Source organism: Streptococcus thoraltensis DSM 12221, from assembly GCF_000380145.1.
GTDB lineage: Bacteria > Bacillota > Bacilli > Lactobacillales > Streptococcaceae > Streptococcus > Streptococcus thoraltensis.
Genome location: NZ_KB904620.1, coordinates 50,409 through 67,572, shown reverse-complemented (window position 1 = coordinate 67,572; position 17,164 = coordinate 50,409). Strand labels below are relative to the sequence as shown.

Below are 17,164 nucleotides of genomic sequence, written 5' to 3'. Positions count from 1 at the left end.
AAAATGACATCAGCGCTATGGAAACATGAGATATGCTCCCAATGCTAATGCGAATACACGAATGAGATACATTGGAACTGAATACACCCAGAATTCTGGTAGTTTGTAATTCCCCATACCCAAAATCATAGCAGGCATACCATCAACTGGCATATACCCGCCATTCCAACCAGAGATAGTTACTGCTGCAGCTGCAGCTAAAGGATTGAGTCCTAAACTAACACTAGTTGCAATCGCAATGGGTGCAAAAATAAAGACTGACCCCATGTTTGATCCTGTGAATGTTGCTGCACTACTTGTTAAGAAAGTAAACAAAAGAATAAGAAGGAATGGACTGATATTAGTTCCAACTGTTGCTGCAACCCAGTCGCCAACCATTGCCGTAAAGCCAGAATTTGCGAGAGCATCTGCTACTCCGATAACACCAGCCATCATTAGAATAACAGGTGCCCCCATATTATCACGAACAGAACGAAAATCCAGTGCACCAGAGAATAGAATGACTGCCGCACACAAACCAGGAAGAACAAATGCAAAGTTACCAAGTTGATTCATTAACATCATGCCTATGACGCTGACAATGAACATGGTTACAGTAATCTTTTCCTGAACTGGATTCATCATCATAACAGCAATTTCCTGCTCTTTGGCTTCTTCTCGATCAAGATCTGCTTGGATAGGATGATCAGGGAGTAACTTATAGGCAACTAAGCTCCAAGCCAAAAACCCTAGAGATAAAATTAGATTAACAATTGCGAAACGTCCCATTGAAAGTGTTTCTTTTACACCGGAACTTTCCAAGACACTTACTGTCACACCATAGGTAAGGGCAACATTAATTGGGACTAATGGGTGATTTGTTGCAAAACCCAAAGGCATCATCAATTTTGAAGTCGGCATTTTTTTATTATAAGGAATAGTAGATACTAGCGATAAGATGAGAACATAATAACCTGTGGCTCCCATACCAGCTAGACTTGCTCCTAGCATAACAACTAGTAATAACAATGCATAACTCTTATATCCACCCTTTTCAACTAATGCAATCATTGTTGTTTGAACTTTAGCAATGAAACTTGTCTTCATCAATGCAGCCATTACAACCATAAATCCAGCAACCATAATAACACTAGAATTAATAAAACCAGCAAATGCTTCTTGTGGAGTCGATAATCCTGTTGCTACTAGTAATAAACATGCGAACAATGGGGGTGCCCCAAACGCAAATTTATCAGACATAATCATGACAATCATGAGTACTAGAATACCTAATGCTAAAATCATTTGTAAAGTCATAATTTTCTCCTTTAAATATTGTAAGTGTTTACATTTTCAATTTTATAGCATTATGATATAAAAAAATATCAAATCTCTCGAAAAATAGTTCTATTTTGAAACCTATTTGATGTTTTATTTTAAATATATCTTCAACTTACAAAAATCGTCCATTTTTGAAACTATTCTATTTCAAAAAAACAGATACCTAATCTAATAGACATCTGCTTTTCATCCTTTATATGGTCAAATACAACTTACAAATCACTCAAATCTTGACCGTTTGTTTTAATAACGCATTGATACCAATAGAAAGAATCCTTACGGTAGCGTGCGAGTTTTTTAAAACAAATTCGTCACGATCAACATCAATAAATCCATAACGTTTTTTAATTCCTTCGTAGGTTGAAATATGGTCAATAGCCGACCATGGGGGTATCCCATCATATCAACACCATCTGTAATGGCAAGTTGGATTTGCTCAATGTGATCTTGGAGATATGTGATACGATAACTATCATGAATTTTTCCATCTTCAGTTAAAGTAGCATGAGCGCCCAGATCATTTTCCGTTACCAGTAATGGTAAGCAGTAACGACTATACATTTCACGAACTGTAGTCCTGAATCCCATTGGAACAATTTCCAATCCAAATTCTGTCTTAGGCAGATTTGGATTATTTACTGTCCTAAAGACATTAGCTACGCCTTATTTAGATTGTTGGCCAGCATATGTTGAACAATTATTTTCACTACCATATGAAGCTGCTGCTGTTGCAGTATTGTAATAGTTGCATCCGATAAAATCAGGTTTTCTTGCTTTCATGATAGCGAGGTCTTCTTTCGTCACTTCGGACACAGCATCATATTCTTCCAAATATGACCAAACTAAATTATTATAGACACCATAACCCGCTGCATCTAGGTAGAGCCAGTTACACATGGCTTTGAAGAAGAGGCATAAACTAGAGAAATAGTTGGAGCAGGACTAATCTTAGCTTCTGGAAGCACCTCATGGCAAAACTACATGATTTAGGCTTGGGCGACGATTTTGTTTATAACTTTCGCGTGTAAGGTTTTCAGTACCTGCTGGTACATGACAGGACCAGCCAATATTAGCTTGTTTTGCTCATTGATGGTAAGCCGATATGTGACACGATCCCAAAAATTTCGAATAAAAGTTTAACAAAATCTGCAAACTAGGCAATAGACTCGCGGTTTGACCAAGAGTCACCTTCATCTAATTTAGCAGGCATATCAAAATGGAACATGGTCACGATTGGCTCAATATTGCATTTCAAACATTCACAATCAGATTGTTGTAAAATTCAATCCCTTGGGAATTTACCGTACCGGTTCCTTATGGCAAAATACGAGTCCCAAAAATGGAAAAGCGGTATGATTTAAACTCCATTTCTGCCATTAAAGCAATATCTTCTTTATAATGGTGATAATGTTCAACAGAAACTGACAAATCTGAAGTTTCTCTTGGAGTTTCCTTAACATCTTGACACGATCGCCCTTTACCATCTTATAGAGCTGCTCCCTCAACTTGATAAGCTGACGTGGAAGCACCCAAAAAAGTTATCTGGAAATGGTTTGAGCGTCCTATGTTGCATACTATCTCCTTTAAATGACTTTGTTATCTACAGTATAGACCATACATCTTTAAATTGATGATTTTCTAGGGAAAAATAGTACTATCCTATGGAGTCGGATAATCGTCATTAAGATAAGCTCCCTTAGTTTCGATTACTTTTTTCATCCAATAGTAGGATTTTTTAGGTGTCCTATCCAAACTCCCCTTACCCTTATCATCCATATCAACGTAGATAAATCCATAGCGTTTCTTCATTTCTCCTGTAGATAAGGAAACTAAATCAATCGGTCCCCACATGGTATAACCCAAACAGTCGACACCATCAATTAATATAGCATCCGCCATGGCTCTCAAGTGATCTCTGAGATACTTGATTCGATAATCGTCTTGGACATTTCCATTCTGGTCAGGTTCATCAATAGCTCCCATGCCATTTTCGACAATGAAAATAGGTTTTTGAATACGGTCGTAAATTTCATTCATAACATGTCTTAAGCCAAGTGGATCAACAGACCATCCCCAAGGAGTTGTTTCAAGATTTGGATTTGGAGAACCTCCTACATTAAACCATGGATCCCCAGCTTGCGTAACGTTAGATCTATAATATGAAAAACTAATAAAGTCTAATTGTCCTTCTTTTAAGAGGATTTGGTCATCTGAATCCATTTTAATATTTTTAACACCATGTTTTCGCCAAATCTCCTTAACATAGGGGTGATAATAGCCTCTCCCCATCGTATCAATAAAATACCAATTTTCGCGACGTGCTTGAAGTCTATGAAAAACATCTTCTGGTTTCGAACTCGCTGGATACAGCTCACTCATAGCATACATAGCTCCAAATTGACTACCAGGCATCATCTCATGACCAAGCTTAACAGCTTTAGCTGAAGCAACAAACATATGATGCACGGCTTGATAACGATCTTGACCATCTGGGTTTCGAACACCCGTTGGTCCAAAACCTCTGACAGCATTAATTTCGTTGAAGGTTAGCCAATAACGACAACGGTCACCAAAACGTTCAAATAAAACTTTACAATACTTCAGATAAGCATTGATAACATGTCTTGAAGACCAGCCATCATATTTCAAAGCAAGAGCCATTGGTAGCTCATCATGACAAATGGTAATCAAAGGCTCCATACCATATTTAAGCATCTCACTAATAACATTATCGTAAAATGCTAATCCCTCTTCATTAGGTTTCTCTTCTTCGCCAGTAGGGAAAATACGGGTCCAACAGATTGAAAACCGAAACACATTAAATCCCATTCCAGCCATCAAAGCAATATCCTCCTTATAACGATGGTAAAAATCTACTGCTTTGTGACTAGGATAATACTCATCTTCAAGAAAAATAGGTTGCGCATTCTCTGGAACTTTTTCAGCAAGAAAGAAGGAACTTTTGGGTTTAATAATCTCACCATTTGGTAATGTCATTGTATGATGTCTGGGAATCTTTAGGGAACCATCTGTCTCAAAGTCATGAGATAATAATCCTCTACCTCCTTCATTAAAACCTCCTTCAAACTGAAAATCTGCAGTAGCCCCACCCCATAAAAAATTGGCGGGTAATTGATATGGCATCGCCTTTATCTCCCTGAAAAATCTGATAGATAAAAAAGCTGACATGCAGCTTTATATTATTTTTTCAATGTTAATAACAACTCATTTTCTAATACAGACCCTGTTACCTGAGACGACACGGTATTGTATGCATTTGTATTAGTAACAATAATCGGAGTCACCACAGAGTATCCTGCTTTAGTAATCGCCTCTTTATCAAAAGAGAGCAATTTTTGTCCGGCTTTTACTTTTTCACCACTAGTCACATATGCAGTAAACGGTACACCTTCCAGAGCTACCGTATCCATACCAACGTGAATTAACAGCTCAGCACCTCCATCTGTTACAAGGCCAATAGCATGTTTTGTTGGAAATAGCAGATTAACAGTAGCATCTGCTGGAGCTACAATAGTATTTCCTGTAGGATCAATAGCAATCCCTTGTCCCATGGCCCCTGTAGCAAAAACTGGATCTGGGACCTGATTAAGCTCAATCACAGACCCAGAAATAGGACTATTAATCATCTCATCAGTAATATTGATCGTATTTTCTTTTTTATCTTCATCAACAGATGACATCTCCTTTGGACTCGCCTTAGAATTAAGTGCTGGCACTTTAGCTAACATCATCATTCCAAAACCAACAACAAAAGCAAAGACACTAACAATGACACCATTCCAAATATTCATTGTATTTACTCCTGATGGATCTAGAAATGTTGGGTATTTGAAAACCCCTAAGCCTCCAGAAGTATAAGAAACAAGTTTTAAGAATCCTGCCAAAGCACCTGCAATACCTGATGCAATACAACTAATGATAAAAGGTGTTTTCATAGGAAGGGTGATACCGTAAATGGCTGGTTCTGTGATGCCGAAAATTCCTGTTACAAATGCTGGCCAACCAATACGCTTAACTTTTTTCTCTTTGGATTTAAAAATAACTGCTAATAAGACGCCAATCTGTGCAAAAGATGCACCAAAAGCACCAACTAAAACCGTATCAAACCCTTGTGTTGCATAGTTATTATACATAATTGGAATCAAACCCCAATGAAGACCAAACATAACAAAGACTTGCCAAAGGGCACCGACAATAGCATATGCAATAGTTTGATTAAAATCAATAACAGCAGAAATAACACCACCGACAATATCTGATGCCCAGTTGGAGATTGGGCCAATCAGTAAAATTGTAACCGGTACAGCAATCAATAATGTTAATGCAGGTACGACCGCTAACTTTATCGTATCTGGGATTACTTTCTTAAAAAACTTTTCTAACTTAGATCCAAAGAATACAGCTACGATAACAGGCACTACCGTTGAATAGTAAGATTGTAAAATAACAGGTATACCGGCAAAAGTCATAAAAATATCAGATTCAAACATAGAACCTTTAAACAAAGTCATCACCGGATCTGTATCTACAGGAGTTACTAGACTTGGGTAAAGCATGGCACCTGCGATAGCAATAGCGATAAATTCACTTGACTTAAACTTGCGAGCTGCTGTTATCGCTAAGGCCATTGGTAGAAATTGAAAAAAACCATCGCCTGCGGCATTGATAATTAAATAAGTACCGCTAGTTTTTTCTACGCCCAAAACAGCAATAATGGCAGCTAATCCTTTTAAAACCCCTGCACCAGAAAGTACTGCCAGAATTGGTTGAAATAAGCCTGACATTAAAGCGATGAAACGATCAAGAAGACTACCTTTAGGACCTTCCTCATCCCCTTCATCAACATCAATACCACCAGCACCTTTAATATGACTGGTGTTTAAAATAGCATTATAAACATCACCAACATGATTGCCTATTACCACTTGATATTGCCCTCCAGCTTTAACTACTGTGACAATTTCGTCATGATTTGAAAGATAGTCAGTGTCTGCTTTAGTCTCATCTTTCAAATAAAAACGTAATCGTGTAATACAGTGAACAAGATTAGTAACATTGTCCTCACCACCAACATGAGCAACGATATCCCTTGCCAAATTATCGTAATTTTTTGCCATAAGCATTCCTTTCAATAATTTTTTGAATTTTATAATACTAATATAACAACCAATGAAAGCGCCGTCAATAGATTTTTTGATAAAATTGTTATTTTTTTTTGATTATTTTGTCAAAAGCTTGTTTATTTCTTGTCTTTTTTATATGATTTAACTAAGAATGAACAATAAGGATTGATACTTATGACAATAATAGAGTTACTTACAAAAAAATTAAATGAACTCCCAAAAGCTGAAAAGCAAGTTGCTCAATTACTCATTGAACATTTAGAGTATATCGAGACCTTAACCATTACTAAAATTGCCCAATTATCCAACACATCAACATCTGCTGTATTGCGTTTGTGCAAATCCCTCGGTTATAAAGGGTTTAAAGACTTTAGATATGCCGCCATAACCGATTTACGGACCAGCATTCGTTCTAAAACTGAGGATCCATACTCAAATATGTTAAAACAATATCAAAATGGTTTAAGCAGTCTGCAAACTATTCCATCAAAAATACTCGAGTCTCTAACAGATCAACTAGCAGTATCACCCCATATCTTTGTAGTTGGCCTGTATCAATCGTCTTTACCTGCCAAATTACTCCATTATGGTCTGATTAATTTAGACAAGCATAGTTTTTTCAGTGGTGACATCCTTGACATTGCTCACCTCACTAATCTCGTCACAGAAAACGATCTCCTTATTTATTTTTCAGTTTCTGCGAATAAATCCAATTTTGAAAGAAGTCTAGGCGGAATTAGTGAAAATATGCCTCATAATGCTTACTTAATCACAAGTAATCAAAGCTCTCCTATTGATGCCTATTTTAAACATATTATTAGACTACCAGATAAAACATTCTCGAGAAATTCAGTCATTGACTCACAAGTTTTTCCAATACTTTTAACTGAAATAATATTAGATCGCTTGCATCAAAAACTCTAGTTCAAAATGAACTAGAATTTTCAGAACATAGACACACCTCTGAAAATTTGATGATTTGAGAAACTTTGTAGGAAGACGGATAAACATTAACCTGTTAGAAACGCTGTTATTTCAGTGTTTTGGGCTACAAAAAAAGATTGGAGAAAAATGTCTAAAATGGACTTTTCTCCAATCTATTTTTTTCTTTATTAACGTTTTGGTGTATATACCAAGTGTTCATTCAAGAAGGTTGCAAAGCCTAGTTCACTAAGTTCGCGACCGTAACCGGCATTTTTGACACCACCAAATGGCAATTCTGGAAGAGATGCCCAACCTGAGTTGATGAAACTCATACCCGTTTCGATTTGAGCGGCGACACGTTCTGCGTGTTCTTGATTGCTTGAAAAGACTGTACCACCCAGACCGTAACTTGAATCGTTAGCAAGTTCGATCGCTTCTTCTTCCGTATCAACTTTGTAAATAGAAGCAACTGGACCGAAAATTTCTTGATTGTAAATAGGATTTTCTGTTGTAATATTAGTCAAAACAGTTGGCATAACAAAGTTACCAGGATGGTCAATGGCCTCATTACCATATTCCACAGTTGCACCATTATCTACAGCCAATTTGATTTGTTCCAAGACCTCCTCTTTAGCACCAGCTGAAGATAGAGGAGCTAAGGTTGTCTCAGCTGCCATCGGGTCACCCCATTTAGCCGTTTTGAAGGTTTCCACAACCATATCCACATATTTGTTATAGTTTTCTTCACCAACAACGATGAAACGTTTTGAAGAGGTACATACTTGACCTGCATTATAAAGTCGAGCATAGAAAATAGTCTCTTTTAGTAAGTCAAAATCAGCATCTTCAAGGATAATGAAGGCATCATTACCACCGAGTTCAAGTGACGATTTCTTAAGATGACGTCCCGCTGCTTCAGCAACCGATGCGCCACCACGTTCAGAACCTGTTAAGCAGACACCTGAAACACGTTTATCTGCAATGATCGCATTCACTTGATCATAGGAAACGAAAAGGTTTTTAAATCCCCCTTCGGGCACACCTGCTTCAAGAACTAAATCTTCAAAAGCCTGGGCAGAAGCAGGACAGTTCGAAGCGTGTTTCAAAACCATTGGATTACCGCCAATAAAGTTGGGGGCAAACACGCGCATGATTTGATAAAATGGGAAATTCCACGGCTCAACGGCTAAGATAACACCAGTTGCTTGTTTGAGGTAATAGGCCTCACCAGTATTAGTTTCTAAAGGAACAGGTTTCAAAAATTCATCAGCCTTATCAGCATAATAATCAGCAATATCAGCACATAGCTCCACTTCCCCTTGAGCTTCTGTGAAGAGTTTCCCCATGTCCTTAGTCATAACTTCCGCATATTTATCACGATCACGACGGAGCAAATCGGCAATCTTGTGTAGTTGCGCTTTGCGATCGTCTAGACGATCATCGCGGCGCCACTCTTTATAGAGTTGGTGGCCTGTTTCCAGCGCTTTTTCTACATCTGCATCTGAAACATTGTCAAATTGATGGAGCACTTCATTCGTGTAAGGGTAGATTGTTTTATAAGCCATAATTATCTCCTTTTTACTTGATATATTCATTGTAGTCTTTTACGTAAACGTTTGCAAATTTTTGAAACAAAGAACCCTAAAAAAACAAAGCAGGAGGTCAGTAGGAACTCTAACAAAGAAAAAGAAACCTCGCTCTCTGTGTTCGAGGCTCAGGCTAACATAATCCACCGGAGTATCTCAGAACGTAGACAATCTCCTAAAAATTTGATCATTTGGGAAATTGTGCAGAGAAACGAGTAACTAATGAGACTTTTAAAAAGGCTGTTATTTCAGTGTTTTTGAGAGTTTTTTACTTTTGGATACAAAGAAAAAAGATTGAAGAAAAATATCCAAATTAGACTTTTTATTCATTCTGACATCATTCACTGGATTATTTTACTCCCACCATCGCACAGTTGGTGGTATTATCTTTGGTGCTTGAAAAGAGGACGAAGACGATAATCAACTATATACATCAATTTGATGTTACTATAGTCAAATGCATTACCTTTCAGAACAAGGAACAGAAAGACGCAGAACAGTACTTGATACTCTTTGAAAATCAAAAACGAACTTTGTTGACTTGATTTGATGGACTTTAGTTCTATCTGCTATCTGTGTTGCCTAGTCTGCTTTTGATTTTCATTGAGTATGAATAAGGCAAGTCGAAAGTGACCATGTATCAAAGGTAATTCAAAAGACTCTAGAATCAATTAAAGATGACGGCTTGAACTTAGCTTCATGATTCTTTCAATCCATAAATCATATAGTAACTTTGGGAATGACTTGCATAAACATTACTAAAAATGTTTCTAACTACCAAAATGATAGCTTCAAATCAGGATCTTGATAGCGTTCAAACAGTTCTTTCTCAACATTTTTAACCACTGCTGCTCTGATATGTCCTTCACGATATTGCACAATAGCATCTTCTAGCATCTCTTTTTCCAAAAAATAGTAACGATGATAATCACAGGGAAGCATTTGGATTGCCCTTAAAAAACTAATGGGAAAATCTAGGTTGGTAATGTTCTTGACAACCTCTTGCTCTTTATGCTTTACATTTCCATAAAACCGCTCAATCAGCTCACTCGTCCAATTCTTTCCCTGCTTGTCCCAAACTTGATGAAAATGATAATGATTAAGACCGACATGCCTTAACGTCAGCTCACTTTCTTCCAAGGCTAATTCGTTTGCTGCTGCTTTTTGCTGTCCGATAGGAATATTACATAAGCCAATTGTTTTCTTCCAGTCTAATCTATTGATTAAAGCTTCGGTCACCATACCTGCGGGATTAGTAAAATTAATCAACCAAGCATCTGGACAGAATTCTTTCATATCAGCAATAATGGATTTGTAAGCCTCAATAGTTCTAAAAGCCTTAAAAATACCTCCTGCTCCATTTGTCTCTTGACCAATAATCCCCCTTGATAGAGGAATGCTTTCATCAAGGTAGCGTGCATTCAGTCCACCAACACGAAATTGAGACGTCACAAAATCAGCATCTTTTAGCGCTTCTTGACGATTTAAAGTAGCTTTTATTTTCCAATCTAAGCCTGCTTTTTCAACCATTCGTTTGGCAAGCTCTACAACGATATTAAGCTTCTCTTCACCCTCTGACACATCAACAAACCACCATTCTGAGATAGAAAACAGGTGACGCCTTAATATCATTCCTTCAACCAATTCCGGTGTATAACTCGACCCACCACCTATAGTAACAAGCTTAATTGACTTCATCACTACCTCCTTTTTTGTATACGCTTACTTTATAGTATACCTGAAATGCCGGTTGAATAATATCCTATTAGAAACTAAGATTTTCCTTTGCTATACGGAAAAATCCCCAATCACTTGATTGGAGATTCTATTAAGCTTAGTTCAGATTAACTTCTTAACCTTGTCAATATTTATTAGACTCGTTAGACAATGCGATTTAAATAATGGTTTCCTTCAATATAGTAAGCTGAAGTGAGGGTCTCTTCCCCATTATTAACAACCATTTCAATACTATTATAATCAATAATGACTAATAATTTTTTAGCTTGTATAGGCACTGAACGCACATCCGTATCCCATGTTTCATCACCCTTGAGTTTATGGTTAAGATGTTCACGATTTATGTATACTACACCTTCTTCTCCATCAAATCCAAAATCAATATAATCATCAAGCGTTCCTAATCTCATCAGCAATGTACCACTGACTTCAATTTCGAAAAAGCCAGTTTTGATTATGTTTTGATCAATGTCAAGCATTGGGAGAGCTTCAATGCTTTCTGGAAGGACATTCTGAAGAACTTGATTATTCTTTAAAGTTAGTTCACGAGGTAAAGTCATACTGCCAGCCCATTTATGATGCAAGTCATGAGGAGGAATTTGGCGTCCCCATGTATGTAGCCAAGCAATCATAATACGTCGTCCTTTATCATCTAACAGAGATTGAGGAGCATAAAAGTCATGACCATGATCTAATTCATGAATGGACTCTAATTTAAAGATTTTCTCATTCCAGTCCACCTTTCCTGTCATCACTACTGAGGCGTTAATATTTCTAAAATCATACTTGTTTCGTGCCATTCTCATAGGAGACATCACTAATATATCTGTACCATCCAAATTAAAATAATCCGGACATTCCCACATGATACCTTGCTCAGGAGTTCCTTTTAAGAAAATTGATTCAAAGTTCCAATCTATTAAATTATCTGAACCAAGCAAGACAATTGTTCCTATGCTATCTTGATGTTTGGCAGCAACCACTGCATAATACTTGTCATCTTTCTTAAAGAGTTTTGGATCGCGAAAGTCTGATGAAACTAATTCTTTCGGCAAACATTCTCCTGTAGCTACTGGATTTTCAGCGATTTTTGTAAAATGAATCCCATCTTTAGAATAGGCCATATTCTGAACTTGGCGGGTACTGCCATCTTCTTGTTCAATATTACCCGTATACATTAGCCACAAAACATCATCTTTAACAATCGCTGAACCAGAAAAACAACCATTTTTGTCATACGGCATATCTGGTGCCAATGCCACCGGTAAATGCTCCCAATTTACAAAATCTGATGTCTTCGCATGCCCCCAATGCATTGGTCCCCAAACACTATCATAGGGATAAAATTGATAAAACAAATGGTACTCACCACGAAAATAGACAAAACCATTTGGGTCATTTATCCAACCAATTTCTGCTGAAAAATGATTTACAGGTTTAAATTGCTTATTAACTTCTTTTTTATGTTCCTCGATAAAACGATTTGCTCGTTCAATTGTGTAAATTTCTGTCATTGATTATTTCACTCCAGTTCCACTGCTTCCCAATCCTTGAACAAGATATTTCTGGAAGAAGACATAAATGATGATTAATGGAATTGTTGAGATAGTCAACATTGCCATAATTTGATTAGTGTAAGTGGGTTGCGTATTGTTAATGTTTGTAATTGCTACTTGAAGTGGAAAATCACTTGTATTTGTCAAAACCATCAAAGGCCAAATATAATCATTCCAACTTCCTATAAAAGAAAGTGTCCCAACAGTAGCTATCGCAGGTTTCGATAGCGGTAGCATGATATTCCAAAAAATTCGGAAATGAGATGCTCCTTCAATTTTAGCAGCTTCAATAATTTCATTTGAAATCGCCTTAAAAAATTGTCTAAACATATAAATAAACAAAGGTGCTGATAGTGCCGGTAAAATAACCGCTAACCGTGTATTTAAAATGCCCAAACGTTGCACGATAGAGAATTTTGTAATCATTATTGTCTCACCAGGAATTACCAATAATGCTAACATAAGGGCAAAAAGAATCTTTTTCCCTTTAAAATCAAATTTCGCAAAAGCATACCCTGCAAGTGAATTAACTAAAATTGAACCAACTGTTACACAAGTAGCATAAAAAATACTATTTCCGATATATTGGATGAGATTAAATCGCGTAGAAACCTCTTGGTATGGTTTAAACCAATCACTAGGATTTAACGATGGTAAAAATGATTTCCACGTCCCCAATTCTTGAAATACAGCTTGTTCAGTCTTCATTGAAGAAGCAACCATCCAAACTAAGGGAAAAATAAATAGTAAAGCTAAAAGTAAGGTCAACAGAAAGTACAATATTTTACTGGCTTTTTTATTCATAATATCCTTCATCTCCTGTTAATTTTCGTTGAAGTAATGTAAATATAATGATAATCGCACCGAAAATAACGGTTATTGAACTAGCGTATCCAACAGAGCGGTCTGTAAAACCAGTTCGATAAATATAGTAAACAGGAGTCAATGTGGAATTGAGAGGTCCCCCCTGTGTCATAACCATCGGCTGGATGACCAATTTAAAAGCGTCAATTAACGTTGTCGTTAAAATCAAGATTGATGTTGGTTTCAGCATCGGTAAGGTAATATTAATAAATTGTTTCCATTTACTTGCGCCATCAATACTTGCTGCTTCGTATAAGGAAGATGGAATATTTTGCAATCCAGCAAGGAAAATTAACATTTGATAACCAGCACCTTGCCATGCTGACACGATAATAATGACATACATAGCTTGCTTAGGACTTGTCAAGAATGGTTGAGGATTGATTCCTATAACGTCTAACATAGAATTTATTAATCCACTAGATGGATTCAATAAAACCAACCATAAAACAGAAACAACAACAAGTGACATGACCACCGGAGCAAAAAAGGCAATCTTAAAGAAAATAGTTGATTTTCTATTATTATTGACTAACAATGCTAAACTCAAAGCCAACCCTAATTGTAAAGGAATAATAAAAATAACAAACTGTCCAATATTTTTTAAACTTTGCATAAATAAAGGATCACTAAATAACTTTTTGAAATTCTCTAAACCAATAAAGGTGGTTGCACCTGGTGTCAATAAATAGTAATTCGTAAATGCGTAATAAATTGATAATAATGTCGGTAAAAATAAAAATAATCCTAAAATCACCATTGCAGGAGATAAGAATAAATATCCCATTATTGATTCTTTTGTTTTAGCATTCATTTAACTTACTCCTCTATCCTAAAATAATATGGGTTGTCTAAACATTCGTTTAAACACCCCATACATTCCTATCCTACTTCAAAAGTGCATCAATTTCTTTGGCTTTTTCTTCAAGAAATGCTTTTACATCTTTGTGTTGATCAACATAGGTCACTTCTGTCACGGAGTCTTGTACAATTCGACTAATTTGCGGATAGTTTACTAAAACAGGACGAGCATGACCAGTCTTAGCATTTTGGTCTAACAATACCTTCATTTGTTCCGAAACTTCTCCAGAAAGTCTTTCAGAAGTTGATTTTCGTGATGGCAACACTGAATTTCCTACACTCATATCGTAAACTTCTTGATCAGAACCAAGAAAATCAATCAATGCTCCCGCAGCAGCTTTTTTCTCAGTTGTTGCACTCATACCATAAGCCCAACTACCTGTAGGAGATACTAATTCTTTAGTCTTAGGTGACATTGGTAATGGTAGAATACCATATTCAATATCTTTGTATTGTGAATCCATTTCTTGCATGGTCCATGAACCGGACATTTTTAAAGGATAGATACCTTTTTGGAAACCATTTTTTTCTGGTGTAATCGTTGAATACTTGTTTTTAATTAAACCTTGAATAAATGTGAAGGCTTCAACAGATCCAGAATTATCAAAACTTCCAGTAGCTTTTGTGCCTTTATCATTGACAACATCACCTCCAGATGACCATATAAATGGTGTAAAGGCATACATTAACCATTCAGAATGATCATCAAATCCAACATCAATGGCTGGTTTTTTATAGTGTTTTGCCAATTTAGCAAATAACTCATTGTACTGTTCGTAGGTCCAAGGATTATCAACAGTTGGAAGAGTATTAATATCTACCCCTGCATCCGTTAACATTTTTTTATTATAATAGATACCCACACCCGACTCGGAATAACCTAATGAATATAGTTTGTCGTCATAAGTTCCTTCATCGACAATACTTGGAAGTAGGTCATCTTTTTTTGTAACATACTTATCAATTGGAGCTATAATTCCTGCCTTAGCATAGGCAGCAGTATTAGGTCCATCAAGAGTTAGAACATCAGGAAGTGTATTATTAGTTAGTGCTGCATTGACTTTATCCTCATAACCACCTCCAGAGCCACTTCTAGGAATGTATTCAACTTTTGCTTTGTAACCTTTATCATTACTCTCATTGAAATCTTTAATTGATTGAGTCATTACTTTACCTTCTGCTGACTCTTTAGAATATTGAACCCAGAGCGTCACTGTTTTATTATCGCCGTCACTGCTAGATTTGCTACTTTCTCCATTGCCACAGGCAGTAAGTAGTAAACTAGAAAACAATACCGCTACAACAGCTGATCTTTTGAATGTCATTGAAATGGCCTCCTATTTTGGAAACGTTTCAAATTTTATTTTTTAAAATAATAAGCTTCAGCTTATTATTGGAAACGTTTCAATTTTATTTGACTATATTGTAATCGATTTCATACCTGTTGTCAAGCAAATTCTTAAAAAAGTTACACTTTTGTAGTCCCGCCATCTTCAAAACGAATTGGAAGTACAATCCTAGTTTCTTCAACATTATTTTCAATAACTCTCATCAAGAGTTCAACTGACTCTTTAGCCATTAGTTCAATGGGCTGAGCAATAGTTGATACATAATAATTTTGATCAACAGCAGACTTCAAGCCATCAAAACCAATAATTTGATAGTCCTTAGGTGCATACCTATTGAGTCTTTGACTCACTTTTATAACATTGGTAGCCATGAAGTCGTTAACTGTAAAAATACCATCAATATCGGGATTGTCTATTAAAAATTTTTCTATTTTGTCATGCAAATTATCAATTGGCTCTAGCATGTCTAATTTTTTAACGACTAATCCATGTTTTTGAAGCGTCTCAGAAAAGCCCACTTTTCGCAACACTGTTTCATTTTCAAATTGATTAGTTCCACCAATGTAAGCAAACCGTGTCGCACCTTTTGCCATCAACACTTCAGCAGCTAGCTTTCCTCCCCCATAATTATCAGAAGTCACATATGGGATTTTTTCGGAAAAATGACGATCAATGCTGACAAATGGCAAATTGGAGGAAACATATTGGTCTATATCTGAATACGTAATGCCAATAATGCCATCAACCTTATTTTTTTCAAGCATTTGAAGATACTCAAATTCTTTCTGCCCGTCCTCTTCAGCATTACAAATAAAAAGTTTATAACGCCTTTTCGCCAATTCTTTTTCAACATGATAAGCGAATTCTGAAAAAAAAGGGTGCCATATCGTCGGGATGATTAATGCAATAATATTACTTCTGTTTGTTTTTAAACCGCGAGCATATTCATCTGGTTGGTAATTTAGCTCTTTGATTGCTTCCTCAACTTTTTTTAGGGTTGAATCCTTAACTTTAACACCATTAACCACACGAGAGACTGTTCCTACACCAACACCGGCTAATTCTGCAACCTCTTTCATTGTTGCTTTCACCAACAATCACCGCCTTTCCTTTTTATTTTATATCCAAATTCATACATCAAGTCAAGTTTTATATCATACTCAATGAAAATCAAAAGCAGACTAGGCGACACAGATAGCCGATAGAACTGGAGTTCATCAAATCAAGTCATCAACGTCTGCTTTTGATTTTCGAAGAGTACTAAACTTATCATTTCACAACTAACTATAGTGAAATCGTTTTTTGTGGGTACACATTCTAAAAAATATAGAGTTTCCCCTATATTACTACTTTATCTTTGGTTCATGCTCTTCATCACGCGTTTAATATCACGGTCTTGCTCACGACGTTTAATGCTTTCACGTTTATCATAATCATGTTTTCCTTTTGCAAGTCCAATCAAGACTTTTGCAAAACCATTTTTGAGATAAACTTTGAGAGGAACAAGCGTCATCCCACTGCCTTTTAACTCATTTGCTAATCGATCAATTTCACGTTTTTTGAGCAAGAGTTTACGTGTACGTTCTGGATCTTGGTTCCAAATATTTCCCTGTTCAAAGGGAGCAATGTGGACATTGACCAACCAAGCTTCTCCATTTTTAATTTGGGCAAAACCATCTTTCAGTTGAATACGCGCTGCACGAACTGATTTAATCTCAGTACCTGTCAAGACAATCCCTGCTTCAATCGTATCGACAATACTATAATCATGTCTTGCTTTTTTATTTTGTGCCAAGACGTTAGTACCTGTACCTTTTGGCATG

The 17,164-nt window shown here is 36.4% G+C and carries 11 protein-coding genes and 2 pseudogenes; 1 reads left to right on the top strand and 12 read right to left on the bottom strand.

The annotated features are described in order from the left end of the window. Positions 1-15: 15 nt before the first annotated feature. The 4 genes and pseudogenes from A3IA_RS0108455 to A3IA_RS0108430 form a co-directional block, all read right to left on the bottom strand. The gene (locus A3IA_RS0108455; protein ID WP_018380890.1) at positions 16-1,296 is read right to left on the bottom strand and encodes an SLC13 family permease; all 1,281 of its coding nucleotides are present in this window, start codon (positions 1,294-1,296) and stop codon (positions 16-18) included. Positions 1,297-1,532: 236 nt separating this feature from the next. Continuing rightward, a pseudogene (locus tag A3IA_RS12025) lies at positions 1,533-2,893 on the bottom strand (glycoside hydrolase family 1 protein). 86 nt (positions 2,894-2,979) lie between these two features. Further along, a complete protein-coding gene (locus tag A3IA_RS0108435; protein ID WP_018380889.1) occupies positions 2,980-4,464 on the bottom strand; it encodes a glycoside hydrolase family 1 protein in 1,485 nt (494 codons plus the stop codon). A gap of 56 nt (positions 4,465-4,520) precedes the next feature. Further along, the gene (locus A3IA_RS0108430) at positions 4,521-6,458 is read right to left on the bottom strand and encodes a beta-glucoside-specific PTS transporter subunit IIABC (protein ID WP_018380888.1); all 1,938 of its coding nucleotides are present in this window, start codon (positions 6,456-6,458) and stop codon (positions 4,521-4,523) included. 180 nt (positions 6,459-6,638) lie between these two features. Between A3IA_RS0108430 and A3IA_RS0108425 the strand changes: the two genes are divergently transcribed. Further along, complete coding sequence (locus A3IA_RS0108425) at positions 6,639-7,388, top strand: MurR/RpiR family transcriptional regulator (protein ID WP_018380887.1); 750 nt, start codon at positions 6,639-6,641, stop codon at positions 7,386-7,388. Between the two features lie 188 nt (positions 7,389-7,576). Here the strand turns inward: A3IA_RS0108425 and A3IA_RS0108420 are convergent, their stop codons facing one another. The 8 genes and pseudogenes from A3IA_RS0108420 to smpB all read right to left on the bottom strand — a co-directional run bounded on the left by A3IA_RS0108420 (position 7,577) and on the right by smpB (position 17,163). Next, positions 7,577-8,953: an NAD-dependent succinate-semialdehyde dehydrogenase gene (locus A3IA_RS0108420; protein ID WP_018380886.1), complete on the bottom strand. Its 1,377-nt coding sequence runs from the start codon at positions 8,951-8,953 to the stop codon at positions 7,577-7,579. Between the two features lie 810 nt (positions 8,954-9,763). Next, a pseudogene (locus A3IA_RS12020) lies at positions 9,764-10,672 on the bottom strand (family 4 glycosyl hydrolase); the annotation flags it as partial. Positions 10,673-10,854: 182 nt separating this feature from the next. Next, entirely contained in the window at positions 10,855-12,225 is a 1,371-nt protein-coding gene (locus A3IA_RS0108410) for a glycoside hydrolase family 32 protein (RefSeq protein WP_018380884.1), read from the bottom strand. A 3-nt stretch (positions 12,226-12,228) separates the two neighbouring features. After that, a complete protein-coding gene (locus A3IA_RS0108405; protein ID WP_026217641.1) occupies positions 12,229-13,083 on the bottom strand; it encodes a carbohydrate ABC transporter permease in 855 nt (284 codons plus the stop codon). After that, the gene (locus A3IA_RS0108400; RefSeq protein WP_018380882.1) at positions 13,064-13,945 is read right to left on the bottom strand and encodes a carbohydrate ABC transporter permease; all 882 of its coding nucleotides are present in this window, start codon (positions 13,943-13,945) and stop codon (positions 13,064-13,066) included. Before A3IA_RS0108400 ends, A3IA_RS0108405 begins: the two co-directional genes overlap by 20 nt. Positions 13,946-14,018: 73 nt before the next feature. Further along, positions 14,019-15,317: an ABC transporter substrate-binding protein gene (locus tag A3IA_RS0108395; protein WP_018380881.1), complete on the bottom strand. Its 1,299-nt coding sequence runs from the start codon at positions 15,315-15,317 to the stop codon at positions 14,019-14,021. Between the two features lie 143 nt (positions 15,318-15,460). After that, positions 15,461-16,432 (bottom strand): LacI family DNA-binding transcriptional regulator, encoded by a 972-nt coding sequence (locus A3IA_RS0108390; RefSeq protein WP_026217640.1) that lies wholly within the window; start codon positions 16,430-16,432, stop codon positions 15,461-15,463. 260 nt (positions 16,433-16,692) lie between these two features. Then, a complete protein-coding gene (gene smpB, locus A3IA_RS0108385) occupies positions 16,693-17,163 on the bottom strand; it encodes an SsrA-binding protein SmpB (protein WP_018380879.1) in 471 nt (156 codons plus the stop codon). Position 17,164 lies beyond the last annotated feature (1 nt).

Excerpts from the sequence above, each read along its gene's own strand:
- A3IA_RS0108455 (WP_018380890.1), bottom strand. The coding sequence starts at position 1,296 with ATGACTTTACAAATGATTTTAGCATTAGGTATTCTAGTACTCATGATT.
- A3IA_RS0108435 (WP_018380889.1), bottom strand. The coding sequence starts at position 4,464 with ATGCCATATCAATTACCCGCCAATTTTTTATGGGGTGGGGCTACTGCA.
- A3IA_RS0108430 (WP_018380888.1), bottom strand. The coding sequence starts at position 6,458 with ATGGCAAAAAATTACGATAATTTGGCAAGGGATATCGTTGCTCATGTT.
- A3IA_RS0108425 (WP_018380887.1), top strand. The coding sequence starts at position 6,639 with ATGACAATAATAGAGTTACTTACAAAAAAATTAAATGAACTCCCAAAA.
- A3IA_RS0108420 (WP_018380886.1), bottom strand. The coding sequence starts at position 8,953 with ATGGCTTATAAAACAATCTACCCTTACACGAATGAAGTGCTCCATCAA.
- A3IA_RS0108410 (WP_018380884.1), bottom strand. The coding sequence starts at position 12,225 with ATGACAGAAATTTACACAATTGAACGAGCAAATCGTTTTATCGAGGAA.
- A3IA_RS0108405 (WP_026217641.1), bottom strand. The coding sequence starts at position 13,083 with ATGAAGGATATTATGAATAAAAAAGCCAGTAAAATATTGTACTTTCTG.
- A3IA_RS0108400 (WP_018380882.1), bottom strand. The coding sequence starts at position 13,945 with ATGAATGCTAAAACAAAAGAATCAATAATGGGATATTTATTCTTATCT.
- A3IA_RS0108395 (WP_018380881.1), bottom strand. The coding sequence starts at position 15,317 with ATGACATTCAAAAGATCAGCTGTTGTAGCGGTATTGTTTTCTAGTTTA.
- smpB (WP_018380879.1), bottom strand. The coding sequence starts at position 17,163 with ATGCCAAAAGGTACAGGTACTAACGTCTTGGCACAAAATAAAAAAGCA.